This window comes from Pseudonocardia sp. Cha107L01, from assembly GCF_052566575.1.
Genome location: NZ_CP199579.1, coordinates 3,517,527 through 3,542,802, shown reverse-complemented (window position 1 = coordinate 3,542,802; position 25,276 = coordinate 3,517,527). Strand labels below are relative to the sequence as shown.

The following is a 25,276-nucleotide window of genomic DNA, read 5'->3' as shown; positions in this document are numbered from 1 at the left end:
TTTGTTCAGCGGGCCCTCGGTCAGTTGCCGACAAAGTCGGCGACCAGGCGGTTGAACTCGGCCGCGTGCTCGATCTGGGCCCAATGCCCGCAGCGGTTCAGCAGTACCAGCCGAGAATTGGCGACGGTCGAGACGAGCCGCAGGCTGTGCTCGTAGCTCAGGACGCGATCGTCCCGCCCGTGGATGGCCAGAGTCGGCGCGGTGATATCTGCAACCCGGGAACCGAGTTGGAAGAACTCGGTGAAGGGCGGCACCTTCGGATTGGTGAACATGGCAAAGAAGTGGTCGAGGTGGTCACGGTTGGCGATGGCCGCCTGGTAGCGCACCTCGGCCAGCTCGTCGGTGGCCAGGCTCTGGTCGTAGCACATGATCTGGACCAGCCGCTTCAGGTTCTCCGGCGACGGTTCGCGGGTTGCCTGGAGCAGTACCTTCATGCCCTCGGATACTCCGGTCGGCGAAAAGATATTCGCTCCGGGGCAAGGCGCTCCCATGGTGACGAGATGGCTGACCCGTTGCGGGAACCGGACCGCGGCGCCGAGGCTGGTCATTCCGCCCATCGAGTTCCCGACCAGCGCGGCCCTGTCGATCTCGAGAAGGTCGAGCAATCCCATCAGGTCCAACACGGGGTCCCAGCCGACGGTGGTGTTCGGGGTGTCGCTCCGGCCCCAGCCGGGCATGTCGACGGCAATGACTCGGTGGTTCTGCGCGAGGTGGCCGATGTTCGGCGAGAAGTTGCTCCAACCGGTCGCGCCGGGACCGCTTCCGTGCAGCAGGACGATGGGATGTCCGGTACCCACGTCGTGATAGTGGATGCGGTACCGATCGGTCTGCGCGACATTGCTCGTGCTCGCCGCGGTGACCTCATAGGTGGGCGATGACGTCATAGCACGACCAGTCCTTCCGGGGTGGCTTCTCGTTGCGGTGTTCCGAACGAGCTGATGTCGAATACCGCGCCGGTGACGGTGCTGGAGTTCTCCCTCGAGGCAAGGAGGACGTAGGTGCCGGCGTAGTCCGAGGGTTCGATGTAGATCTCGAGTGCCATGTGCTTGCGGAGCAGCTCCTGAACCGGCATCGCGTCGCTGATCGACTGACGGTCCAGACCGAGCGAACTGGGGCCGCGCAGATCGGTCGCCATACCGCCGGGTGCTACGCCGTTGACGCGTACGTCGGGAGCCAGCTCGTAGGCGAGTTGACGGACCAGCCCGAGCCCCGCGTGCTTGGACGCCGTGTAGAGCGGGCCACCGCCCCTCGGGAAGAACGAGGCGTTCGACAAGGTGAAGATCATGCTGCCTCGGGTTGGGCGCAAGGCCTCGGCCGCCGCGCGCGCACCGAGTAGGTAGCCCTTGACGTTGACGGCGAACAGCTCGTCGAACGCCCGGGCGGTGTCTTCGATCGAGCTGCCCAGCAGCGGACGGTTGAAGTCCCAGAGGCCGGCATTGCCGACGAAGACGTCGAGCCGCCCGAACGCCTCCACCGCCGCCGCGACGGCACCGGTGTTATCGGCCGGCGACGTGACGTCACCGGCGAAAGTGACCAGTCGACCGCCGAGATCAGCGCCGAGCTGCTCGAGCTTGTCGCGGGATCGGTCCACGACGAGCACTCTGGCGCCTTCGTGGACGAACCGCTCGGCGATGGCCCGGCCGAGACCTGACGCTCCTCCTGTGACGAGAGCGGCCTTACCTTCCAACCAGCCCATCAATCAGCCTTCCGGGAGTGCAGATCGGCGATCCGCGTCTTGACCATGTAGTGCGACGGCAGCAGAACGTGCACGTCGTCGCCCTCAACGCGCAGTTCATGCGCCGCGAGTGGGGCCGAGGCGGGCGGAGACAACACGGCTCCAGTGCGCAGGTCGAACTTCGCGAAATGCAATGCACACTCCACAACGCAGTTCTCCACCCACCCGTCGGCCAGCGAATAGGTTTCATGGGTGCAGGTGTCGTCGAGGCAAAACATTTCGCCCTCGCTGAGGAATATCGACACCGGCGGTGAAACGTCGAGCCGAAAGCCCTCATCGGGAATCAGGTCGGCCAGCCCACACGCGCGTACCCAGCGCATAGTCGCGGCTGACTCGCTCACAGGAAGACGCTCATATTCGGGGCGAGGACGGTGGACTGGTCCAGCACGATCTTGCGGTCAGCGATGAGGTAGCCGTAAGGCCCGTCGTCGGGAACAAGTACGTCGAACCGCTCCCCCACGAACCAGTCCTGGTGGCGCTCCAGTCGGCCGCGGTAGACCCAGAAGTTGAGCCGCACGTCGAGTACGCCGGCATCTCGTTGTCGGATGCGGACGTTGGTCAGCAGGCGGCGAGTACGCGACGGCGGCTCCTCCGACCACGCCAGACCGGACGTCGAGCGGCGGACCCGGCCACGCAGGCGCACGATGTCGTCGTCGACGTGAGCGCCCTCGCCGCGCGCCGCGATCTCCTTGCCTCGCTCCCGGTTGGTTCGGGTGTTGCGGGTCGGCACCCAGTAGTGCGCCCCCTCGGTGAACAACTTGATCCAGTCGTTGAACTCGTGATCGTCGAGCAGCTGCGCCTCGGCGTAGAGGAACTGCTCGACCCGGTGCTGCAGCTCTGGACCGACCGAGGTAACCAAGGTCTCGGGTAAGGCGGTCATGCCGAAGGCACCTCCTGCCTGACCTGGGCGGCACGCTCGACATCCAGGGCCGCGATCTCAACCCAGCTCCGCCCGAGCATCAGGTCCTTCCACCGCGTGTAGAAGCCTCGGGCGGCGGTTTCGCTGTAGACCTCGCTACTGCGACCGGGATGGTTGTTGACGTCGTACTCGTCGTGACCGAGGCCCATCTGGGCGTTGAAGGTGCTCCCGCGGGCCTTCCACCCCCGGAGCACCATTTGCAGTTCGGTCCAGTTCTCCCCGTCGTCGCCCTCGAAGATCCCCGCGGGGCTGAATCCGAACTGGCTGGTCAGCGCAATGCTGTCGCGGACCTCCTGAGGCGCGTCCTTGGGCACGAAGGTCCAACACCACACCTCCATCTGGCCCGGGCCACGCGGATGCCAGACCCGCATCGTGTTCCACGACCCCAGCCAGGAGAAATTCGGAAACACTGTGCTGTGCAGGACGAAGTCGCGCGCCCTGCTCTCCCCGAGCTGCGAGATGATGCCCTCGCGGTGCTCCTGTTCCCACTCGGCCGTCACGGGTGACGCCAACGGGCTGGACATGAACTCGGGAAGTTGAAATGTTCCGGTGCCGTGCCCATTGGCCGTGAGCTGCCGGCCCGGCTGGCCGTCGGCATTCAGCAAGTTGGCGGCCACCTGCGGGTCCTCGACCAGCCCAATCGCTCCGCCCGCGTGCGACACCTCGGCGTGGTAGTGATCGCTGGCGAACTGCTCGGCGGCGAACTTCCAGTTCGCGTCGATCACCCATCGCGAGCCCCCCGGGACAAGCTCGATTCCGTCCGGGTACCGGTCCAACATGGCGTCCAGGACGTACCGCGCGTCGCCCAGATAGTCGACAAAATCCGGAACGTCGGCCGACCAGGTACCGAAGATCAGGCCCTTGTATCGCTCGATGCGGGGGACTCGCAGGGCTCCCCACCGCGCCTTGTCCAGCTCGTTGCGGTATGCCCGCCCTTCGTGAGGCACATTGATGAGATTGCCTGCCAGGTCGTACGACCAGCCGTGATAGGTACAGGTGAATGCCTTGGCTACGCCCTCGTCCGCTCGGCAGATCCGCATTCCCCGGTGGCGACACTGGTTCAGGAAGGCGCGAACCGAGCCGTCGCCCTGCCGCACGACGAGGACCGGGTCCTCGCCCATGTAGGTCTGGACGAAGCTGCCCCGCTTGGGCAGCTGGCTCTCGGCCGCGAGGAACAGCCAGGCCTGTCCGAAGACGCGCTCGAGCTCGACCTGATACATCTCGGCATCGGTGTAGATCCTCGGGTCCAGCAGGCCGGCCTCGGTGTCTACGGAGGAAATGTCGAACATGTTCTCTCCTTGCTGGCTAGACGGCGACTTTGCCGCCGTCGGCGGGAAAGACGCCCCCGGTGGCAAAGCTGGAACGCTCACTGGCCAGGAAGAGAAGAACCTGGGCTATTTCCCTTGGCGATGCCCAGCGGCCCAGCGGAATGGAGGCCGCCATGGCCTCGAGCATCCCGGGGCCCAGCGAAGAAAAGGTCCGCGTGATGTTGTCAGTGCTGGTCGGGCCCACTGCGACCGCGTTTACCCGCACATTGCTCTCGGCGAACTCGGCGGCCCAATACCGGGTGAGTGAGTCCAGCGCGGCCTTCGCCGAACCGTAGAGCGACACTCCCCCGGGCAGCGCTACCGAGGCTGCCGTGCTGCTCACATTGACGATGCTGCCCGAGCGGCGGGAGATCATCCCCGGCGCCAGCTTCTGCACCAGGAAGAACGGGGCCCGCACGATGGTCTCGTACATCAGGCTGTAGTCGTCGGCGGTGAGCTTCAGGGTGGACTCGACGTTGTAGCCGGCGGCGTTGTTCACGAGAACGTCCACCTCACCCGCCTCGTCCGCGAGTTGCGCCACGTCGTCGAGATCCCTCAGGTCAGCGAGCAGGAACCGAGCGGTGCCCCCTGCCGCCGCGATGCTCTCCACCACCTGTTGGCCCCGTTTGGCGTGGCGCCCCGTGACCAACACCTCGGCGCCCTCCTGGGCGAACAGCTGGGCGGTGTCCGCGCCGAGACCCCCCAAGGCCCCCGCTCCAGTGATCAGAACCTTCTTGCCCTCGAGCTCCGGCATGGTTGTTTCTCCTCAGTCAGGTGTGCGGCGATGTCAGAAAGCTCGGCGTCGGCGACGCCGTGCGTCAGGCCGTGGCGCCGGTGGTCGGGACGGTCAACGGGGTCGTGAACTTGTGGCCCCAGGTGCTGATGGCCAGGTGATGGCCGACGATCCAGTCGGCGTCATCGATCAGCAGGCCGTTCCAGCCGTACTCGATCTGGAATCCCGACGGCGTGGTCACGTAGAACGACGTCATGCGGTCGTTCGTGTGCTGACCAATGGTTATCTGGATTTCATCACCACGCTCGTTGGCGATATCCAAGGCCATACCCACTGCCTCGAGGCTTCGCACTTCCAACATGAGGTGCCCGATACCCAGCTGCATGCCCGGGATTGTGGCCACCGCGACCGAATGATGCCGGGGGTTGCAATGCATAAAGATCCCCTCGGCAATGCCGAGATCAATGGTGTCACTCAACCGGAAGCCCAGACGCTCCGTGTAGAAATCGACCGACTTGGTCGCGTCGTCGCTGAACAGGAACGCATGTCCGACACCCAGGTCGCCCGTGACGAACTCTATACCTCGGGGCGAAACGAATGGGGTGTGGTCGATCTCGTGTCCGTAGTACGCCTCGCACTGGTTGCCGTCACCATCGGCGAACACGATGAGGCGCCGAACTTGACGGTGGCGGGCCAGTTCGTCGTCCGCCCGCACATCGATTCCCTGGGCCGTGAGTGACTCGGCCAGTTCGCTCAGCGCGGCCGAGCTCTCCACCTCGAAACCGAGCGCCACCAGCGAGTCTGGTCCCGCCGCGAAGCCAGCCTCAATCGCGATGCGCCAGGCCCGCTCGTCCGTGCGCAGCCGAACTTCATGGGTCTCATGACGTGCGACCTGGGCCCCGAGCAGGCCGGCGCCGAAGCTCGCCCACTCCTCGACCGGGCCTCGAAAAACGATGTAGCCCAGCGCGCGGATGCCGGTCATGGTGTCCTCTCAATCGGTAGGTACTAGAAGGCCCTGAGAACGGAGGTGAGCACCCGATTGCTCAGTTGCCTGAGATCGGTCATCGGATCGGCGATCGCGGACACCGGTACCGGCACACCAGTTTCAATAAGGGACCTGATCGCCCGTATCTCCCGGGCGGCACCGAAGCCCACCGTCGCCACCGGCGTACCTGACCGGAGCCACACCGCAACCGCCCGGTCATTAGTGATCTGTCCGCGAACTACCAGTTCATCTCCGGGACGGTGACGGCCGTAGCTCTGCAGAAGGCCGCCGTACTGCTCGGACCAGAAATAGGGGATCTCGGAATGCGCAGTCGGCCGACCCGCCATGGTCGCGCCGACCGCCGCGCCGTGGCGCAGCGCGCTGTCCCAATGCTCGATCCGGCCAGGTGCCGCCAGGTGCGGGTGCGGCTGGCACGCCACGTCACCGGCGGCGAACACCCACGGATTGCTCGTTCGCCCGTACCCGTCGACGACGATCCCATCGGCACAACGCAGTCCCGCCCGATGACCGAGGTCGACCTCCGGCTCCGCCCCGATGCCAACCAGCACAGTCCTGGCGGGCAACCGCCGACCGTCCGTCAGGACAACCTCCTCGACGCGGCGGCGACCGGCAAACGCCTCGACCTCGGCGCCGAGAAGCACCTCGACACCGTGGCCGCGATGTACGCCCAGCAACCACTCCGACAGCCGCGATCCCAACGTCCCCGCCAACGGCGCCGCTGCCTTTTCGACCACCGTGACCTCGACTCCGGCGGCTCGAGCGGCCGAGGCAAGTTCCAGCCCGATGAAGCCGGCCCCGACGACGATCAACGGCCCACCCTCGGCCAGCCGATCGCTCAACTCCCACGCGTCAGCCGCAGCTCGCAGCGCGAGCACACCCTCCAGCTGTGCGCCCGGCACCGCGAGCGTCCGAGGACGAGCTCCGGTGGCCAACAACACCGCGTCGAAGCTCAACCGCTGCCCGTCCGCGAGCTCGACTCGATGCCCAACGAGGTCCAGCGCTCGCACGCCGGTGCCTCGGATCAGCTCGACATCCAGCTCGCGGAGCGTCTGTGCGTCGACGAGGGGCGTCAGCGCTGGGGTGGTCCCTGGCACAACCTGCTTCGAGAGGGGCGGTCGCTCATACGGCGCGTGCTGGTCCCGATCGACCACCGTCAGTTCCCCGGCGAAGCCCGTGAGCCGGAGCTCCCGCGCCGCGGCAAAGCCGGCCGCGCTGGCCCCAATGATCAGGTATCGCGGCACTTTCAGCTCCTCATCGACTCCGACGGTGCCCGTGGCTGACGCTACGGACGGCTTGCCCCGAATAGAGGGAACGTTCTAGTCACCAGAACACAAAGTTCGGAGCCCGCCGGGCACACCTCGCCGGCGCCCGGACAGCCTCGACTCCGTCGCCCCAGCTACCGGTCAGAGCCCGGCGAGGAACTCCAGCAGCAGGGAGTTGACCTTCTCGGGGTGTTCCTGCTGGATCCAGTGGCCGCAGTTGTCCAGCACGACCGACAGGCGGGCCTTGGGTGCGTGTGTACTGAGTTCGCGAATGGCGGTCTGGCCCCACATCGTGCCGATGTCGCGGTCGCCGCCGATGAACAGTGCCGGCACTTCCAGCGGGCGGCCCTCGTATCCGGCGAGCAGTTCCCAGTCCAGTTCAAGGCAGCGGTAGAAGTTCAGTGGCCCGGTGATCCCGGACCGTTCGAACGCCTCGACGAAGTAGTCGATGTCCGCCGCGGTGAACACCGCATCGAGCGCACCCGGCGGGGGTGTGAGCATCGCGTCGCGCATCTCCGCGCCAGGGCGCAGGCACATGGGAGTGGCGCGGATGACCTCGGCGAGTTGCTCGTCGGACAACGCCGCGAGATCGAGCTCGGCCAGCTGCGGGGGTATCGGCGCCAGGGCTGACATCGAGTAGAGCGCGCCCTCGATCCAGCCACGCACGTCACGTTCGAACTCGGCCTCCATCACTCCGGGCACGGCGAAGTACTCGTGATAGAAGATCAGGTCGTCCCCGGCGATCCACCGCGAGACCTCGCTCTGTCGGCGTTCGCCGAACGGGCTGGTCGGCAGGCACATCAGCCCCCGGCCACCCCACGGGCCCAGCCCCACCACCGAGGTGAACACCTCCGGCCGGGTCCAGGCCGCTGTCCAGGCCACCGGCGCGCCCCAGTCATGGCCGACGACCGTCGCGGTGGTCTCGCCGAGCGCCTCGACGACGCCCACCAGGTCGGCCACCAGTTCGGTGATCCGATAGTCGTGGATGTGCGGCGGCTTCGACGAGCGACCGTAGCCGCGCTGGTCGACCGCGACCGCCCGATAGCCGGCGTCGGCCAGCGCGGACAGCTGGTGACGCCAGGAGTACCAGAGTTCGGGGAAGCCGTGCACGAACAGCACCAGCGGCCCCTGCCCCGCCTCGACCAGATGGATTCGCTGGTTGTTCGCGGCGACGGTCCGGCTGATGAATCTCGGGTCCACTTGTTCCCTCTCGGATCGGCGGCTCGCCGCCCCGACCTTCGACCGGCCGTGCGGCGAGCCGGACCCTACGGACCGCCCGCACCGACTAGAGGGATCGTTCTAGCCACTAGAACACCAACCTCGGAACGCCTCTCCCCGCACGGAACGATCAAACTCGGACTTCCCGCCTGACTCCTTGCGCCGGGTGCAGCTCAAGCTGTAACGTGCGTCACTAGAGGGAACGTTCTAGCAGGAGGCCTCATTGGTGACCGTGCAAGATGCCGCGAGCTCGGTGTCGGATACAGGCCTCCGCGCCGACTCCATCCTGGGAAAGGCGTTCGCGATACTGGGCGCATTCACCCACGGACCACGCATGCTGTCGCTCAGCCAGATCAGTCGCCGCAGTGGTGTACCCAAGTCGACGACTCATCGAGTCCTTGCCATGCTCGTCGAACTGGGCGCGGTCGAACGCAGCGGCACCGAATACCGCATGGGTGACGTGATGTTCTCCTACGGATCACGCTCCCCCGAAGTGGCCCTTCGCGACGCCGCGCTGACCCACCTCGAATCGCTGCACTTGCAGACGCGCCAAGTAGTTCATTTCGCCGTCCTGCGCAAACAGGAGGTCTTGTACTTGGAGCGGTTGAGCACGAGCTCCGTCATCAGCCCCGCAACGGTCGGTGGTCGCCTGCCAGCTCACCTGACCGGCGTGGGCAAGGCCCTGCTCGCCCACGCACCCGCTGAAACCGTCAATCGCTATCTGGACCGCGACCTGGCAGCGCGGACCGAGGCCTCCATCACGAGCCCGGATTTGCTTCGCCACGAGCTCGCCCGTATACGGAACCTGGGCGTGGCCTACGATCGCGCTGAGGCCGCTCGCGGGTTGCATTGTGTCGCCGCGCCCGTACGAATTGGCGAGCACGCCGTAGCAGCGGTATCGGTGGCATATCCGTCCAACGCGGGATCCGGCCAGACCTTGATCGAGCCGGTACGAACGGCAGCCGCACGCATTGCCCGCTCGCTACCACTCGACGAGTTCGACCTAGGATCGCTGTGAACCTAGGTTACCGAACGGCCGACTCGCCGGAAAGGTCGACCGCCCGCTCGACCCCCGATCGAGACAGGATTTCCCCCTCAGCTGAGGTAATCCTTGATGCTGCCGAGGCGCTGTTCGGTCAGCGCGGGTATGCGGCCACGTCCGTCGCCGCAATCTGCACCGCCTCCGCACTCCCAGTCGGCTCCATCTATCATCACTTCGCGGCCAAGTCGGCGATCTTGTCGGCCGTGCTCGACCGCGCCGCCCGCCGATTCTTTGCCGAACTGGATGACGCCGTGGGCGCCCAATTCGAGCCGGAACCTCGGATGCGGAAATACTTCGAGCAAGCACCCAACCTCATGGCGCGGAATGCAAACTATTTTCGAATAATAGCGGCAGCCCTTCAGCAGGACGGCGACGAACAACTACTGAGCTTCGCCCGTCAATCCACCGACGCGGCGGGCACGACGCTGGCCGCCGTCATCGAACCCGTGGCCGCGGCCGCCGGGGTGCGTGATCCCGCAACGCTATCGCTGGACCTGGCCCAGATGACGAACAGCTACGCACTGGGTGCGGCCATTATCGCCGGATATGACGCCCAACGCCTTCGCAAGGGAATGGCTCCGCTGTACGAAATAGTTCGCGGCGCCATCGTCAAGGCGGCCGAGCAATGGGACGGAGCTGCGGCGGACCGCGTGACATCACCGCCAACTCGGCCGAGACCCAAGTAGTTGGAGAGGGCCAGTCGCACGCGCCTGCAGATGCGACTGGCCCTGCCATCAAGGTAGGCGCCGCTCGTTCCTTGCGCGCCTCTCCCGGGTGGCAACTCCCACCCCCCTCGGGACGAGATCCACACCACGGAGACACGGATCGCCTCGTTACTCCAGCCGTTGAGCGTGAGGCCCGTTGTTGAACCAGCGTGCAACCGCCTCCGCACGATTTGCCGCGCCGAGCTTCCGGAGAACATGCTTCACATGTGACTTGACCGTCCCGTTGGCAATGTAGAGTCGGGAGGCTATGTCAGCGTTGCTCGCGCCGTTGGCCATCAACTGGAGAATTTGCATCTCCCGGGAAGTGAGTCCGCAGTTCGGCAGCGGTATCTCGAAGGGTACCGGCGTTTCACTGTTCTCGCCCGGTCTGATATCCGACTCGGAACGCAGATCATCCTCAAATCGCTTGAGACCGGCCGCCGCCTGATTGATCCCGGAGGCCAGCGCGGCGAGCTGGGATTGGATCGCGGCCGAGCGCTCGATTATCAGCGCCCGAGCATAGATGAAGCCAAACGCTTCACCGAATACTCCGAGCAAGCTACAGTCGAAGTCGTCGACGTCTTCACGATGAAAGAACCGATCGCCGTGTATGAATCCAACGAGATTACCGTTGGCCACTATCCTCGAGGCCACGTAGGAGCGAGACTGCGACGCCGCGACAACCTCTTTATACACCTTTGGGTTCTGGTGGACCTCGGTGACGAGAATGCTCTTCTGCCGGCGGACCAGGTCGAACTCGGGGAGCGTCGATATGATTTCTTGCGGTGAGCGCTGGCCGTCCACCACCAGTTCCTTGGCCCATTCCGGCTGTCGATCGCTGTGCGCTGACACCGGGGTCCACACCGAGTTGGCGACCAGCGAGAGCATGCCGCGGTCAAACCCGAGCTGCGAGACGGCACGAGGACATTCCTGAGCCAGCTGCCTGACCGATTCGATTCCTCCGAATCGGCCGAGCGTTTCCCGCACGGCGGCGAGCTGGCTCGTCATCCTGTTTCCTTGAACACGCTCGACGATCTTGTCGGCTTGCCGGAGTCGACAGGTGAGATCCAGCAGGTCGCTCGCCGAGGCGGCCATCGATGCGACTTCGAGGTCGCCCGCAATGGCGCTGTCGACACAATCCCACGCGGTCTTCAACGCTCGGGTAGCCGCACCGAAATCTGTGATCTCCTCAATCGCGGGCATCGAGCCTGGCGACAGCAACCTGCGGACGTGATCGATAGTCTCGGTCATCGCGGCAAGATCTAGTCGTTCCGCCGTGACCGGCGCGCGCCCGTTCCGACGGGTATCGAGCGTCTTCATGGGAATCTCCGTTCGGCTCCCTGGAGTAGGCAGGTCCTCAACTTCTGACGTTTGATCAAATACGTTGAGCGAGGTCCGACCTCCTTCGAAGTGAGTAACGATCGAACGCCCGTCGAGTGATTGTCGTCTCAGCGTGTGAGCTCCGGCCGCCCTGCGTCCCCCCACTGAGTGGCGGCTCCCACGGCAACCGGCTCGACCGGCGTGACCTCCACGCCGATCCCGTTGACCCAGGCGTTGCCGGAGATCGGGTCGAGCATCTCCACGTCGTTGGGCACCAGGTCGTTGTAGCGGGCGCCGCCCGCCTCGACCGCGACCCGCCACCCGCCCTGGTGCCCCCAGTGCAGGTTCAGCCCCACCGAGCCGGGCATCACGTCGGCCGTCACCTCGAGCGCCACCTCGATCTCACCCCAGCGCGAGAGGAGTCGCACCTGTGCACTGCCCGTGAGCAGCCGGGCTGCCGCGTCGTCGGGGTGCATCCTCAGCCGGCACGAGCGGTTGCCGGACATCAGCCGCGGGATGTTGTGCAGCCACGAGTTCTGCGAGCGCGACTCCCGGATACTGAACAGCCGCAGCGGATATTCGGCGTCGGCGGTCGCGGAAGCGATGAGTCGCCGCATCTCACCGGCGAAGCGTGGCTGCTCCAGGTGGACCATGCGGTCCTTGGTGTGCAGGCGCGTGCGGAGTACCCCTGTCGGCGAGGCGTTTCCGAGCTTGACGGCACCGTCGTGGTTGAGCAGCTTCTTACGACTCAGGCCGCCGGGCCGCAGGCCGAACAAGTCGCCGTCCGGCCCGAGCCGCATGAACAGGTCGACCCCGACGTGCGGGGGCAGGCGGATCCCGAGTCGCCCCATCAGCTGCGCGCCCGGAGCCGGGGACGGCACGAGGCCGATCCGCTTGCAGATCTCGTCCAGGGTCCGCCAGTCGTCGCGCACCCCTGCGGGTGGCGTGGCGACAGCCTCGGTCCACTGGGCATGCGGGACCGCGTTGTGTGACTGGGTGAAGACCGGGAAGCCCTCGCGCTCGAACAGCAGGGTCGGCGGGAGGATGTAGTCGGCGTGCCGGTTCGTGTCGGTGGTGTACGGGTCGAGCGAGACGAACAGCTCCAGCGCCTCGAAGGCACGCGCCATGTCGCCGCAGGCCGGCGCCGTGGTCGCCGCGTTGGTGGCGACGCAGACCATGGCGCGCAGCTGCCCGCGCCCTGGCGTGAGAACCTCGCGTGGGAAGGTCGCCCACGGCGAGGTGCCGATGACCTCGGGGATGCCGTCGACCCTGGTGCGCCACCGGTCGTAACCGGTCGCGCGCAGCAACTTGACCATCAGCTCGAGGTCGACCATGGGGCGGGCGAAGACCAGGCCGCCTTCGCGGTCCAGGTTGCCGGTGGCGATGTTGAGCACGTCGATCAGGTACTTCGTCAGCGTGGAGAACCGGCCGAGCGATGCCCCGCAGCGGCCGTACACGCACGCCGACCGGGCGGACGCCAGATCGCGTCCCAGGCTCTCGACGGTCTCCCGGGGTATGCCCGTCTCGGCCGCGACCCGGTCGAGGTCGACGTCGGCCACGAGGTCCAGGGCGAACTCCGTCCCGGTCGCCTGCCGGCGCAGTGTCGGCAGGTCGGCCAAACCCTGGTCCACGATGGTCTTGAGCAGTCCGGCGACCAGCCACACATCACCTTCCGGGCGGATCGGGACATGTTCGAACAGCCGCGCCGTCTCGGTGCGGCGTGGGTCGACGACCACGACCCGACCACCTCGTTTCGGGATCTCCAGCAACACCTCCCGGATCCGCCCCACGGTGGCCATCGAGCCGTGTGACACCACCGGGTTGGCGCCCAGGATGAGAGCGAAGTCCGTGCGGGCGAAGTCCGGGATCGGGTTGGTCAGGTTGTTGCCGTAGAGCAGTTGGCTGACGACCCAGTAGTTGTTGATGTCCACCGAGCTGGCCGTGTAGAAGTGCTTGGTCTTGAGCGCGGCGGCCATGCCGAACAGGGTGAGGAACGCGCCGTAGTTCCATGCGTTCGCGTTGCCCAGCCCGATGCCGACCGACTCGCGGCCATGCTTCTTGATCACGGAGCGCAGCCGGGCCCCGATGTCGTCGAGCGCCTCGTCCCACCCGACGGCGGTGAATGTGCCGTCGGCGTTGCGCCTCACGGGCTCGCGCAGGCGGTCCGGGTCGTTGAGCACGTCCGGGAAGTTGATGCCCTTCGGGCAGGCGAAGCCGAGGGACTGCGGGTGTTCCTTGTCCGGACGCAGTTGCCGGATCTTGCCGTCCTCCACGGTCGCGATGAGGCCACAGGAGGCTTCACACACGCCACACCAGACTCGTTTGTCAACCATGACCTGCTCCTTGGTGCGCCGTTGCTCAGAATGAGCGGGAGATGATCTCGCGCATGATCTCGTTGGTGCCGCCGTAGATGCGCTGCACCCGGGCGTCGGCGTAGAGGCGGCAGATCTCGTACTCCCGCATGAACCCGTAGCCGCCGAAGAACTGGACGCACTGGTCGACGACCCGGCCGTGCATCTCGGTGACCCACAGCTTGGCCATCGAGGCGCGGTCGGTCGTCAGCTGGCCCTGCACGAGCTCGCCGAGACATTGGTCGACGAACGCCCAGCCGACGCTGAGCTCGGCCTTCAGGTCGGCCAGCTTGAACCGGGTGTTCTGCATCTCGCCGATCGCGGAGGCGAACGCCCGGCGCTGGCTCACGTACGCCACTGTGATGTCGAACGCCCGCTGAGCGGCCGCGATGGAGGCCACCGCGATGATGAGCCGCTCCTGGGGAAGCTCGGACATCATGGCCGCCATCGCCCCGCCCTCGCGCCCGAGCAGGTTGGCGGCCGGGACCCTGACGTTGTCGAAGAACATCTCCGACGTGTCGGCGCTGTGATGGCCCAGCTTCTCGAGGTTGCGGCCCCGGCTGAACCCCGGGCGATCCGTCTCGACCAGCAGCAGGCTCATGCCGCGCGATCCCGCCCCTGGATCGGTCTTCGCAACGACGACGGCGATGTCGCAGTGCTGGCCGTTGGAGATGAAGGTCTTCTGACCCGAGATGACGTAGTCCGCGTCGGACCCCGAGCCGTCGCGCACAGCACGGGTCTGCAGCCCCTGCAGGTCGCTGCCGGCGGCGGGCTCGCTCATCGCGATCGCGCAGACCGCCTCGCCGCTGACCATGCGTGGCAGCCAGGTCTTCCGGATCTCCTCGCTGCCGTAGTCGATCAGGTAGCCGCAACTCACGTCGCTGTGGGCGGTGAAGTTGCCGGTCGGCCCGGCGAAACCGGCGTACGAGCACTCCTCGATGACGACCGCGTTGTAGCGGAAGTCGCCGGTGCCGCCGTATTCCTCGGGCACCTGGGCGCAGAGGATGCCTGAGCTGCCGGCCCTGCGCCACAGGTCGCGGTCGACGATGCCCTCGGCCTCCCACCGTTCGAAGTGCGGTGCGATCTCGTGTGCGACGAAGCGGCGGACGGACTGGCGGAACAGCCGCTGGTCGTCGTCGTACACCGGGCGGTCGGTCAGCAAAGGAATGCCCCCGTCGTCGGGTCGGTGTGGTCGTCCGCGTTCTCGGTTGCACCCGTCATGAACCGCTCCGGAGCAACTTGCGTGTCTCCGCCACCGCGTCGATGCTCTCCTCGTCGCTCCCGGCGAACGGGATGAAGTTGAGCGTGGTGCAGCCGGCATCGACGAAGGGGGCGACGAACTCCGCCACGTCCTGGGCAGTGCCATGCGGGATGTAGCGCTCGAAGTCGTCGAACGGGGTCCGGTACAGGCCCTCCATGGCCGGCGCAACCCTGCCGCGCGCTTCAGCGCGGTCGGTGCCGAAGCCGCACCAGAAGGTCATGCCGTGGCGCCACCCCACGTCGGTCCGCCCGGCCTCCGCGCCGTGCTGTTCAACGGCCCGGATTGCTTCGGCGCACCGGGCCGGCGAGGTCCAGATTCCGAGCCACCCGTCGCCGAGCCGGCCGGCGCGGCGGAGCGCGGCGTCGGAGCGCCCGCCCACCACCAGCGGGATCGGCTGCTCCGGCGTGGGGCGCAGCCGCGCCTCCGCCAGGGAGAAGAACTCACCTTCGTGGGTGACGGTCTCCCCGTCGAGGAGACGGCGGACCAGGGCGAGCGACTCGTCCATCCGCCGGCCTCGGCTCCTCGGGTCGACCCCGCAGGCGGCGACCTCGCGGCGGTCGTCACCACCGATGCCCAGGCCGAGGGAGAGCCGCCCGGGGGCGAGCTGGGCGACCGTCAGGATCTGGCGGGCGACCAGCAGTGGGTGCCGAAGCACCATCAGGTAGACGGCGAGGTAGACGTCGAGCTCCTCGGTCGCGGTCACCACCGAGGCCGCATCGGTCAGGCCGTCGTTGCCCACTCCGCCGTGGAACATGACGTGGTCACCCACCATGATGTGGTCGATACCGGCCTCGGTCATCCGGTCGAACAGGCGTGAGCGGTACGCCAGCAGAGCCCGGCCGGACCTCACCGGTCCGTCGACCCACAGCTGTGGCATCAGGTTGACACCGAACCGCACCCCGTCCGCGACACTCGCGGTGGCCACCTCAGCCCCGCCCCACGCGGTCGCGCCGTTGCAGGAAGGCGTCCTTGCGATCCACGATCTCGGGATCGCCCATGGTGGAGTAGCTGTAGAGGCACTCCAACCGCAGCTGGTCGTCCAGTGGCCGGCCGACGACCTCCAGGATCGTCTCCTTGGCGGACTCGACGGCGACCCGGGGGTTGCGCAGGATCTTGGCCGCCATGTCCTCGACCGTCGCCATCAGGTCCGCCCTCGGCACGACCCGGTTGACCAGGTGGATCTCCTTGGCCCGCTGGGCGGTGATCGGTTCGCCCATCAGCTCCAGCTCCATGGCGATGCCGACGCCGCAGGTGTTGACCAGCCGGACGATCCCGCCGTCACCGAAGTGCATGCCGCGCTGCATGTGAAAGAAGCCGAACTGGATGTCGTCGGCGGCCACCCGGATGTCGCAGGCGAGCGCCAGCTCGATGCCGCCGCCGATGACCCAGCCGTTGAGAGCGGCGATGATCGGCTTGTTGGTGTGGTGCAGGCCCCGGGTGATGCCGCCGGCGAAGCCGCGCGCGAGCAGGCCGCGCCCGAGCCCCGGACCGCCGTCCAGCCAGCCGTCGACGTGACCGGCCAGGTCGGCGCCGGCGCAGAACGCCTTGTCACCGGTACCGGTGAGGATGGCCAGCCGAACGTCCGGGTCCTCCTGGAACTCGGTCCACGCCTCGAACAGCAGCTCGTCGGTCTCGGTGTCGATGGCGTTGCGCTTGTCCGGCCGGTTGAGGGTGATGTAGGCGATCTGGTCACGCTTCTCGTAGAGAACCTTCGACATCGGTGTTCCTTACTGTCTTGAGCCTTGATATTTCGAGCCGTCGCGGTGCGGCTCCCGGTGGTTCGGACAGGTGGTGAGCTCGGCCGGGACGTCCCGATCGAGGGCGCCGCGGCAGGCACCCAACAACCCGTCGACCAGCGCCGGGTCGCCGTAGTAGGGGTCGCCTCCGCCGCGGCCGGTCCTGCGCCGGTTGTACTCGAACAGAACCGCGAGCTTGAACAGCTGGAACGCCTGGTACCAGGACAGGCGCGACAGCTCACGCCCGGTGGCCGCGGCGTACCGGGCGGCGAGCTCGTCCCGGTCGGGAAAGCCGTCGCCGAGGGTCACCGCGGACATCGCGGTCAGTGCATGGGGGGGTTCGGTCCGCACCGCGTAGGTGGCGAGGGTGTACCCGAGGTCGGCCAGCGGGTCACCGATCCCGGCCAGCTCCCAGTCGAGCACTCCGAGCAGCCGGGCCGGGCGGTCGGTAGCGAGCATGACGTTGCCGAACCGGAAGTCGCCGTGCAGCAGGGCGGGCTCGCCCGAGGTCGGCACCGTGCCGCGCAGCTCATCCCTGAGCTCGCCGAACGGCGCGGCGAGAGCTCCGTCTTCGTCGGCGATCAGGCGGGGCAGCCGGTCAAGTTGCCGGTCGAGGAAACCCTCGGGGCGCCCGAGGTCGGCCAGTCCGCAACCGCGCCAGTCCACGGTGTGCAGCGCGGCGAGGACGTCGATGAATGCGTGGGCCACCGCGCGCCGGTCCTCGGGGGTGTCCAGCCCGGCCGGCAGGGTGTCGGTCGCGACAGCACCGTCGAGGTGCTCCATGACGTAGCAGGGCACGTCCATGACCTCACCGGCCTCGGTCGCGGCGAGCACCCGGGGCACCGGGACTGCGGTACCCGCGAGCGCCCGCAGGATCCTCGCCTCGCGCCCCATGTCGTGCGCGCCCCTCGGAATCGGCGGTGGCGGCGGCCGACGCAGGACAAGGGTCCGGTCACCGGTAGCGACGGCGTAGGTGAGGTTCGAGTGACCGTCACCGATCCGCCGCGGCCGCACCGGCCCGGCGCCGAGGCCTTCCGCGCTCAGCCACCGCTCCAGGGCCGCGATGTCGAACGGCACGATGTCGCCCGTCATGCCTCGGTCCTGACCAGGCTCTCGACGTACGAGGCGGGCCACTGGGTCTCGAACTGCCCCCAGCCGGCCTCACCGTTGATGCTGCCCCGGCAGGCGGCCTCGTTGAGCACGGTGTTCGATCCGACTGGCAGGGCGACGTTGCCGTAGCGTTCCAGGACCAGTTCGGTCTCGCCGCCCCCTTCGTCGACCAGGGTCGCGTGCAGGGCGCGGCTGGTCATGTCGTCGTCGTAGACGGCGCGGCAGCGCGCGTCCACCAGCCCGACCGGTTCGCCGTCGCGCAGGACGTAGCCGTTGGTCCCGATCTCGCCGCGCACCACCCACTGGAACAGGTTGAGCCCGTTCCCGGATGGCGTCTGGGCCACGATCCACTTCCAGTGTTGCGGCATCTTCCAGTTGCGGCGCCCCCAGGAATGGTCCCGGTGTGCCGGCTGGTCGAAGTGGATGACCCGGTCGCCGATGCGCACCTCGCCGCGCGCACGGCCGGTCTGCTCGAACCGGTTCACCGCCATCCACTGCGGGCAACCCCCGGGGTTCCGAGTGAAGTCGAACGCCTCGTGGGTGCCCTCGAAGTCGTAGGTGAGGTCGATCGGTTCGCTGGTGAACCGCACCTCGGCGGTCCGCAGCGGCTCGGGGTGACGCAGCCCGAGCCCGGCGATGTTCCAGTCGTCGAAATCGGTATCGCCCATGTAGATGCCGTGGGCGATCTCGAAGGCGACCGGCTTCTCGTCAGGGCCCCACGCGGTGACCAACCTGCCCGCGGTCCCCTTCTGGTCGACCCAGGTGTAAATGAAGATGCCGAGCTCCAGCTCCGGCAGCATCAGGTTGAAGTACAGGCTGTCCCGGCCCTTGCTCCCGTCGGCGGGCCGGTGCCGGAGGTCGTCGGTTGGCCGCAGGGCCGACGGCGGGCGGGGCCGCGACTCAGACATAGAGCGCCTCGATGACATCCCGGTAGTGCATTTCGATCTCCTTGCGCTTGAGCTTGGCCGTCGGTGTCAGGTAGGCGCTGCCGACCGGCCAGTCGTGGTCGAGAACGGTGAACCGCTTGATCTGCTCGACCCGGGCGAGCCGCCGGTTACCGGACTCGACGGCCAGCGCCACCGCGTCCAGTACCTCCTGGTGCCGGCTGAGCTGCTCGAAGGTCTGCTCGCCCAGGTTGTGCTCCCGCGCGAAGCCGGCGACGCCGTCCCGGTCCAAAACGATCAGTCCGACGTTGTACGGCCGACGGTCACCGACCGCGAAGGCCTGGGAGATCAGCGGTTGCCCACCCTTGATGGCCTGCTCGATGTTGGCCGGCGACATGTTCTTCCCGGCACTGTTGATGATCAAGGCCTTCTTGCGGTCGACGATCCGCAGGTAGCCGTCGCGGCTCAGCTCCCCGATGTCGCCGGTATGGAACCAGCCCTCGGTGTCGAGAGCCTCGGCGGTGCGCTCCGGGTCGCGGAGATAGCCGGGGGTGACGGTCGGCCCGGTGACCAGGATCTCGCCGTCCTCGGCCAGCCGCATTCGCACGCCGGCGAACGGCAGCCCCGCCGTACCCAGGCGGATCCGCTCCGGCGGGCTGGACGTGATGATGATCGTCTCGGAGGAGCCGTAGAACTCGTTGATCGGCAGGCCGAACGCGGTGAGCTCCTCGAGCATGCCCAGTGAGCTCGGGGCGCCGGCCACCGCGAGGAAATGTGCCCGGTCCAGGCCGGTCAGCTCGGCGAGCGGCCGCAGCAGCGCCGCCGCGTGCCGGTCCTCTGCCGGCTCCGGCCCGGCTCCGGGCCGGTCCTCCCCGCAACGCAGCTCTTCCTGCCTGGACCGCACCCGCGCCAGTCGGGTCGACAGCGCCGCGCGGAGGCGGTCCCGGTCAGCCGACTCGGATATCGCGCGGTGCAGCCCCGCGAGCAGCTTCTCGTAGATGCGCGGAACTCCGAAGAACCGGGTCGGCCGGATCTCCCGCAGCGCCGCCGCGAGGCGAGCGGGGTCGCCCAGGGAGGTGACCTCGTAGCCGTAGACGAACGCCGCATAGTGCCCGAACACCCGTTCGGCGATGTGTGCCATCGGCAGGTACGAGATCGCCCGGTCCCGCTCGGAGGTCTCGAAGCGCTGCCGGATCGAGTCCAGGCAGGCGAGCATCGCCCCGTGTCGGAACTGCACACCTTTCGGCGGCCCGGTGGTGCCGGAGGTGTAAACGAGGGTGCAGATGTCCTCGCGCCGGGCGGCCGCCGCAATCGGGTGGACGTCGAAGTCGGCGGGGCAGCTCGCTTCGAGCGCCTGGAGGCTGAGCTCGCCGTCGAGTGTCGCGTCCTCCTCGACGACGACCAGGTGTCGCAGCGCCGGGTACGCGGCCCGCAGCTCGCGCGCCTTGTCGGCCAGGGATGCCTCGACGACCAGCACCCGGGGCCGGGCATTCTCGACGATCTCCTTGAGCTGGCTGACCGGCGACGCCGCGTACAGCGAGAAGGGCACGGCGCCGAGGAGCAGCGCGCCCATGTCCGCGATGTGAAACTCGACGCGGGAGGTCAGCAGCAGTGCGACCGTGTCACCCCGCCGGATCCCGAGCCCGGCCAGGCCACCGGCGAACGCACGGGCGCGCGCGGACCAGGAGCCGAGGGTGAGGTACTGCTCCGACCCGAACGCGCGCAGCGCGACCTGGTCGGGACGGGCGGCCGCACGCAGCAGGAACGCTGACGGCAGGCTCTGTTGTGCCAGCGCCTGATCAATCGTGGTGTGGTGCGGGGCAGAGACGTTCACCGGTGAACAAGCCTCCCTGGAAGCTAGCTGCTCGTGGCACCGTCCTCGTCTCCACTGACCAGGACTGACACATCTACGCATCGCGTGATGCATGAATGTATCATGACGCGCCGGAGGCCGCTACGCTCCGGTACGGACCGAGTGCGGCGGGTATGTTCGGGCGGTGCAAGAGCGCCTCCTGCCCGCGATCAAGCCGCTCACCGCCCGGTCCGTGGCGCTCAGCACGCTGCTCGGCTACCACCCGCCCGCGCTGCCGGTCAGTGCACTCGTCAGAGTCGGCGGACTCTTCGGCATCGCCGAGCGCACCACCCGAGTAGCGCTGACGCGCATGGTCCGCGACGGCGACGTCGTTGCCGAGAACGGTGTGTACCGCCTGACCGAACGGTTGGTGCGGCGTCAGGTCCAGCAGGACGAGAGTGGTTCACCCCAGTCCCGGAACTGGAGCGGGAGCTGGGAGATGGCGGTGGTCACGGCGCCGGCCCGGACGCTCGCGGAGCGGGTCTCGCTGCGCAAGAGCATGGTCTCCTACCGGCTGGCGGAGCTCCGCGAGGGCATCTGGACCCGCCCGGACAACCTTCTCCGCGAGTTCGACGGCGCGGTTGCCGACCAGTGCATGTTCTTCGTCAGCCAGTACAAGGACTCGGCCGAGCTGGTCGCGCAGCTGTGGGACCTACCGGCCTGGGCCGCCGAGGCGCGTCGCCTGTGCACAGCACTCGAGAAGGCGGACACCCTGGTCGACGGGTTCATGGCGACGGCGGAGGTCCTCCGACACCTCCTCCTGGATCCCTACCTGCCGTCGGAGCTTCTCCCGGCCGACTGGCCGGGCACCGAGCTACGAGAGCGCTACGCCGAGTTCATCAAGACGTATGCGGAGCGCCTCCGCGACTACGGCGAGGGCTAGGACAGCGGCCTCCACCCGGCGGGCTCACCGGTGCTCCGCGAGCTGGCCTGCCGCGGCTGCACCGGCCGGACTCAGCGTCGGGGCACCGTCCGGGTCGACCGGTCGGTAGTTGTCGGCGTAGGTCACGTCGGCTTCCCTGAGCTGTCGGCCGAGCCAGTCGTTCCAGGCTTTCGTCTGCCGCTCTCCGCGCAGTCCGTCCCGCAGCTGCTCCTGGACCTGCTCGAAGGCCAGCGGGATCTCCGGGCGGATCTCCGCCACCTTGCCGACGTTCCAACCGGACTTCGTTCGCACCGGCCCGAACAACGCACCGGCCGGCGCCGCGAACGCCGCCTGCCCGTACGGGTCCTCCAACTGCTCGCGCGTCACATAGCCCAGGTCGCCCGCTGCATCGCGGCTTGCCCGGTCGAGCGAGAGGGCCTTGGCCAGGGTGCCGAAGTCCGTTCCTAAGCGGGCCCGCCGCAGGACCATCTGGGCGTCGGACTCGGAGCTCACCACGATGTTCGTCAACCGCCGCTGTGCGGGAAGGGCCATGGCGGTCGGGTCGGCTCGGTAGAGCGCCCGCGCGTCCGCCTCGGTCGGCTCGGACACACCGCCGGTGACCTGGCTGACCAACTGGTTGAAGCTCTGCTGCCGCTTGATCTCGTCGAGGACGTTCCGCATGGACGCCCCGACCTCACCGAGCAACGTGACGAAGGCATCGTGGCCGCCGGGACCGAACTTCCGCGCGATCAGCTGGTCCACGGCGTCCCGCGCCGCCTCGTCCGAGATGACGATGCCGCGCTGCTTGGCGGCCTGGTCGATCACGATGCTCACCGCGACCGCCTTGGCGGACTCCCGGATGAAGCCGTCCCTGACCGGCCCACCACTCGGCGCCTTGATTCCGTACAGGGCCTCGAACGCGTCCATCCGCTGGCGCAGTTCCTGCTCGCTCACGTCGGTGTGCCCCACTCGGAGGGCGACCCCCTCGGGCAGGTCGGTGAGCCGGGTGACGACCAGCACGAGCAGCCCGACTGTGACCACGGGCAGCAGGAGCGTGGCAGCGATGCCGAGGGCGACGCGCTGCGCCCATCCGAGCCCACGCACGTTCATACCCGGACCTCCTCGGCGCTGGTGTCGGGCACGGCCGGCGTCTGCCCCACCGGGGTCTCGTCGCGGTCGGGGAGCAGCCGGACCACGGCATGCGCGGCCAGGAAGGAGAGGGCCACGCTAGCGGCCAGCAACAGGCCGAACTCCCGGATCACCGCGAGGCCGGACACCGTCAGGGCCAGGTAGCCGAGCGCGGCGGCGAGCGCGGCCACGGCGACGGTCCGACCGAGCCGCGCCGACCCGCGCCGGGAGCGGTCGGTCAGCAGGACGGTGAACTCGCAGGCCGTGACCGTGGTGAGCGAACCGAGCGCGACGGTCAACGGTGTCAGCGAGGCTTCCAGCAGCCAGATCCCCGCGAGCCCCCAGCCGGTGGCCAGCAATGCCGCGAGCACCGCCCGCAGCGCATCGAAGCGGCGGGGCAGCCCGATCAGCAGCACCAGGCCTGCCGCGATGATCCCGAGCAGGTTCGTCAGGTAGCTGTCACCGGAGATCAGCGCGTAGGCCCGCGCGGCCGCAACCGGAATCCCGCCGACCTCCACCTGGTAGCCGGGCGGAGGCTCCGGCAGCACCGCGCGGAGCTCGTCGAGGAGCTGCCGCTGCGCATCGAGCCCCTGCAGCTTCAACCCGAAGCTCAGCACCGACCGCAGCGCGTCGAACCGCACGACCGCTCCGGTCAGGTAGTCCGGCAGCAGCCCCATGGCGGCGTTGATCTGCTCCTGGGTGGGCGACGGCCCGAGGAACCGCAGCAGGTCCGGCACGCTGACGATGGGGCGCAGCGCATCGCCCTCCCTCTCCACGACGGTCTGCTCGGCTCGCCTCATCCAGCCCAGCGCCTCCGGGGTGAGGACGTTCGGCCCGCTCAGCATCACCTGGATCTCGCCCGAAGTGTTGATCACCTGCTCGACGTGCTCGATGTCGTTCACCGCCGGCAGGCCCGCCGCGAGGCGTTCCGGCCGGGCCTCGACGTGCAGCTCTGACAGCGCGGCCCACCCGGAGCCCGCGACGGCGGCGATCAGCAGCAGGCCGACGGCCCGCCTCGTCCCAGGTATCCGCGTTGCCGGTGCGACCGTGCCCTCGTCAGGTCCGCCCTCGTCAGGTCCGGTCTCGCCCAGGCCCCGGATCAGGAACCGCCCGAACGCGAGCGCGACCACGACCGCGAGGAGCACCCCGGCCGCCAGCGCCAGTCCCAGGTCGCGCACGAACGGCAGTGGCGAGACCGCCAGGGACGCGAACCCGGCTGCACTGCCCACTGACGCCACCAGGATCCGCCGGCGCTCGGCGCGCTGCATCAGATATGCCGGGAAATCGCTGCCGATCCCGATCAGAATCGGCAGGAACGCCACCACGCCGAGCGAGACCGGCCGCCCCAGCCAGCCGAACCCGGCCAGTACCAGCGCTGTCGAGCACAGGGTGGCGGCTACCGGCAACAGCCGGTAGCTCTTGCGCCCGTGCCAGGGCAACAGCAGGTAGCAGAGCACGATCAGTGCGATGGCAAGGCCGCCCAGCAGGAGAATCTCCCGCCGGACCTGGGCGCCGAGCGCCGCGGCCACCGCGGGTGCGCCGCTGACGGTGACCCGCTCCGGGTTCAGCCGACTGTCCTGGACCTCGGCGCGAACCGTGTCCACCAGCCGCTCGGTACCCGCCTGGTCCAGGTCTTCGCGGGGACGCACCAGGATCGCCACCGCGTCCTGCGACGGAACGACGAACTGCCACCGCGGCTGCGGGTCGCCCCCGCCTCCGAAGATCACCGTGTTGACGAACCCCGGGTTGCGCAGGGTCGGCAGGCCGGCCGGCAGTGCCTGCACCAGCAACGCCGCGTAGCGCCGGTCGAACTCGGCCACCGCGGCATCTCCGGCGGCCTTGCTGTTCCCGGGTGGCTTGCCCTCGGCGACGGCCTGCTGCTCGGCCTGGATGCGGACGCCGTCCCGGCGGCCGGCCAGCGTCGCCATCAGGTCCTTCGCCGACCTGGCGATCTGGTTCAGTACCGTCGCCGGCCCGTAGACAGCGGCCACGTCCGGTGTCTTCGAGAGCCGGCCCTCCAACTCCAACAGGAGCGACAACTTGTCCGGCCCGAGGAGCTGGCGGGGCTGGGCCGACTCGAGCAGCACGATCACCGGGTCACCACCGAACGAGCGTGCCGCGTCCTCCATCGTCCGCAGGGTCTCGTCGCCGGCCGGGAGGAAGGACTCGGCGCTGGTGTCGGTGCTCAGCCGCAGCAACCCGGTGAGGGCCGCCAGGGCGACGGCGACCAGCAGGAGTGCGGTCAGCACCGCCGTCCGGCGCCTGGGGCCCGGTGACGGCAGCCGCGGCGAGGTCGCCCACCGCCGCGGCGGTGGGAACCGGAGACCGGGGCGCCTCACCGCGTCACAGCCCGGTGCTCGTCGTCCCGCGCGCGCGACGCCAGCCAGCCGGCCGCGGCGCCCACCGCCGCCGCGCCCGGGATCGGCAACGCGAGCTGCGTCAGTCCGACTCCGTGATCGACGACCAGGATGGCCGGGATCATCAGCAGGAAGCCGAGGACCGCCGCGGCCGCTCCGTGCACCGCCGGCGAGTCCGCCACCCCGATCTGGCGCCCCGCCAGCGCGGAGCCGACCAACCCGACCAGTACCAGCCAGGACACACCGAGAGCGGGGACGAACCCGGCGACGATCGGAGCCAGCCAACCGCCGAGAAACAGCGCGGTGAAACCGGCTGACGCACCTCGTGCCAGGAAGCCCCGGTCGATCCGGACCGGGGGCCTGCGTGAGCTAGGCATGCGGCTACTCCCTCCGACAACGCCACGAGACCGCCGCAACCGCGCTCCGCACCGCTCCCGCGGCAATCAGCACGAACTCGGTCGCACCCGGATCACCCATTTCCAGCACCCG

Annotated in this window: 23 protein-coding genes; 3 read left to right on the top strand and 20 right to left on the bottom strand. The window is 68.2% G+C overall.

Annotation, left to right across the window (positions count from 1 at the left end; translation table 11 throughout):
• Window positions 1–20: 20 nt before the first annotated feature.
• The 9 genes from ACTXG6_RS16770 to ACTXG6_RS16730 form a co-directional block, all read right to left on the bottom strand.
• Complete coding sequence (locus ACTXG6_RS16770; protein WP_445188737.1) at window positions 21–884, bottom strand: alpha/beta fold hydrolase; 864 nt, start codon at window positions 882–884, stop codon at window positions 21–23.
• A complete protein-coding gene (hcaB, locus tag ACTXG6_RS16765) occupies window positions 881–1,696 on the bottom strand; it encodes a 3-(cis-5,6-dihydroxycyclohexa-1,3-dien-1-yl)propanoate dehydrogenase (protein ID WP_445188736.1) in 816 nt (271 codons plus the stop codon). Before hcaB ends, ACTXG6_RS16770 begins: the two co-directional genes overlap by 4 nt.
• Window positions 1,696–2,076 carry a non-heme iron oxygenase ferredoxin subunit gene (locus ACTXG6_RS16760; RefSeq protein ID WP_445188735.1) on the bottom strand — a complete coding sequence of 127 codons (381 nt, stop codon included), beginning with the start codon at window positions 2,074–2,076 and terminating at the stop codon, window positions 1,696–1,698. Before ACTXG6_RS16760 ends, hcaB begins: the two co-directional genes overlap by 1 nt.
• Complete coding sequence (locus ACTXG6_RS16755; protein WP_445188734.1) at window positions 2,073–2,615, bottom strand: aromatic-ring-hydroxylating dioxygenase subunit beta; 543 nt, start codon at window positions 2,613–2,615, stop codon at window positions 2,073–2,075. The genes ACTXG6_RS16760 and ACTXG6_RS16755 overlap by 4 nt, the downstream gene beginning before the upstream one ends.
• Window positions 2,612–3,943: an aromatic ring-hydroxylating oxygenase subunit alpha gene (locus ACTXG6_RS16750; protein WP_445188733.1), complete on the bottom strand. Its 1,332-nt coding sequence runs from the start codon at window positions 3,941–3,943 to the stop codon at window positions 2,612–2,614. The genes ACTXG6_RS16755 and ACTXG6_RS16750 overlap by 4 nt, the downstream gene beginning before the upstream one ends.
• 16 nt (window positions 3,944–3,959) lie before the next feature.
• The gene (locus ACTXG6_RS16745; RefSeq protein WP_445188732.1) at window positions 3,960–4,715 is read right to left on the bottom strand and encodes an SDR family NAD(P)-dependent oxidoreductase; all 756 of its coding nucleotides are present in this window, start codon (window positions 4,713–4,715) and stop codon (window positions 3,960–3,962) included.
• Window positions 4,716–4,779: 64 nt separating this feature from the next.
• The gene (locus ACTXG6_RS16740; protein WP_445188731.1) at window positions 4,780–5,676 is read right to left on the bottom strand and encodes a VOC family protein; all 897 of its coding nucleotides are present in this window, start codon (window positions 5,674–5,676) and stop codon (window positions 4,780–4,782) included.
• A gap of 23 nt (window positions 5,677–5,699) precedes the next feature.
• Entirely contained in the window at window positions 5,700–6,941 is a 1,242-nt protein-coding gene (locus ACTXG6_RS16735; protein ID WP_445188730.1) for an NAD(P)/FAD-dependent oxidoreductase, read from the bottom strand.
• Window positions 6,942–7,103: 162 nt separating this feature from the next.
• On the bottom strand, window positions 7,104–8,162 hold the full coding sequence (locus ACTXG6_RS16730; protein ID WP_445188729.1) for an alpha/beta fold hydrolase: 1,059 nt from the start codon (window positions 8,160–8,162) through the stop codon (window positions 7,104–7,106).
• 244 nt (window positions 8,163–8,406) lie between these two features.
• Between ACTXG6_RS16730 and ACTXG6_RS16725 the strand changes: the two genes are divergently transcribed.
• Window positions 8,407–9,198: an IclR family transcriptional regulator gene (locus ACTXG6_RS16725; RefSeq protein WP_445188728.1), complete on the top strand. Its 792-nt coding sequence runs from the start codon at window positions 8,407–8,409 to the stop codon at window positions 9,196–9,198.
• Complete coding sequence (locus ACTXG6_RS16720) at window positions 9,195–9,908, top strand: TetR/AcrR family transcriptional regulator (RefSeq protein WP_445188727.1); 714 nt, start codon at window positions 9,195–9,197, stop codon at window positions 9,906–9,908. The genes ACTXG6_RS16725 and ACTXG6_RS16720 overlap by 4 nt, the downstream gene beginning before the upstream one ends.
• A gap of 147 nt (window positions 9,909–10,055) precedes the next feature.
• On the opposite strand, the gene ACTXG6_RS16715 is transcribed toward ACTXG6_RS16720, so the two are convergent.
• From ACTXG6_RS16715 to ACTXG6_RS16680, 8 genes are all read right to left on the bottom strand, one after another.
• Window positions 10,056–11,246 carry a response regulator transcription factor gene (locus ACTXG6_RS16715; protein WP_445188726.1) on the bottom strand — a complete coding sequence of 397 codons (1,191 nt, stop codon included), beginning with the start codon at window positions 11,244–11,246 and terminating at the stop codon, window positions 10,056–10,058.
• A 128-nt stretch (window positions 11,247–11,374) separates the two neighbouring features.
• A complete protein-coding gene (locus tag ACTXG6_RS16710; protein WP_445188725.1) occupies window positions 11,375–13,579 on the bottom strand; it encodes a molybdopterin-dependent oxidoreductase in 2,205 nt (734 codons plus the stop codon).
• A gap of 25 nt (window positions 13,580–13,604) precedes the next feature.
• Entirely contained in the window at window positions 13,605–14,741 is a 1,137-nt protein-coding gene (locus ACTXG6_RS16705; protein ID WP_445188724.1) for an acyl-CoA dehydrogenase family protein, read from the bottom strand.
• Between the two features lie 73 nt (window positions 14,742–14,814).
• Window positions 14,815–15,783: an LLM class flavin-dependent oxidoreductase gene (locus ACTXG6_RS16700; RefSeq protein WP_445188723.1), complete on the bottom strand. Its 969-nt coding sequence runs from the start codon at window positions 15,781–15,783 to the stop codon at window positions 14,815–14,817.
• 1 nt (window position 15,784) lies between these two features.
• Window positions 15,785–16,576, bottom strand: a complete 792-nt coding sequence (locus ACTXG6_RS16695) for an enoyl-CoA hydratase/isomerase family protein (RefSeq protein ID WP_445188722.1) — start codon at window positions 16,574–16,576, stop codon at window positions 15,785–15,787.
• A 9-nt stretch (window positions 16,577–16,585) separates the two neighbouring features.
• Window positions 16,586–17,686 (bottom strand): phosphotransferase family protein, encoded by a 1,101-nt coding sequence (locus ACTXG6_RS16690; protein ID WP_445188721.1) that lies wholly within the window; start codon window positions 17,684–17,686, stop codon window positions 16,586–16,588.
• Window positions 17,683–18,612 carry a DUF7064 domain-containing protein gene (locus ACTXG6_RS16685; protein WP_445188720.1) on the bottom strand — a complete coding sequence of 310 codons (930 nt, stop codon included), beginning with the start codon at window positions 18,610–18,612 and terminating at the stop codon, window positions 17,683–17,685. The genes ACTXG6_RS16690 and ACTXG6_RS16685 overlap by 4 nt, the downstream gene beginning before the upstream one ends.
• Window positions 18,605–20,422: an AMP-dependent synthetase/ligase gene (locus ACTXG6_RS16680; RefSeq protein WP_445188719.1), complete on the bottom strand. Its 1,818-nt coding sequence runs from the start codon at window positions 20,420–20,422 to the stop codon at window positions 18,605–18,607. The genes ACTXG6_RS16685 and ACTXG6_RS16680 overlap by 8 nt, the downstream gene beginning before the upstream one ends.
• 163 nt (window positions 20,423–20,585) lie before the next feature.
• Between ACTXG6_RS16680 and ACTXG6_RS16675 the strand changes: the two genes are divergently transcribed.
• Window positions 20,586–21,323, top strand: a complete 738-nt coding sequence (locus tag ACTXG6_RS16675) for a PaaX family transcriptional regulator C-terminal domain-containing protein (protein WP_445188718.1) — start codon at window positions 20,586–20,588, stop codon at window positions 21,321–21,323.
• A 24-nt stretch (window positions 21,324–21,347) separates the two neighbouring features.
• On the opposite strand, the gene ACTXG6_RS16670 is transcribed toward ACTXG6_RS16675, so the two are convergent.
• The 3 genes from ACTXG6_RS16670 to ACTXG6_RS16660 all read right to left on the bottom strand — a co-directional run bounded on the left by ACTXG6_RS16670 (window position 21,348) and on the right by ACTXG6_RS16660 (window position 25,164).
• Window positions 21,348–22,412: a peptidylprolyl isomerase gene (locus ACTXG6_RS16670; protein ID WP_445188717.1), complete on the bottom strand. Its 1,065-nt coding sequence runs from the start codon at window positions 22,410–22,412 to the stop codon at window positions 21,348–21,350.
• Complete coding sequence (locus tag ACTXG6_RS16665; RefSeq protein WP_445188716.1) at window positions 22,409–24,679, bottom strand: RND transporter; 2,271 nt, start codon at window positions 24,677–24,679, stop codon at window positions 22,409–22,411. The genes ACTXG6_RS16670 and ACTXG6_RS16665 overlap by 4 nt, the downstream gene beginning before the upstream one ends.
• Window positions 24,680–24,765: 86 nt before the next feature.
• Window positions 24,766–25,164 (bottom strand): hypothetical protein, encoded by a 399-nt coding sequence (locus ACTXG6_RS16660; RefSeq protein WP_445188715.1) that lies wholly within the window; start codon window positions 25,162–25,164, stop codon window positions 24,766–24,768.
• Window positions 25,165–25,276: the final 112 nt, after the last annotated feature.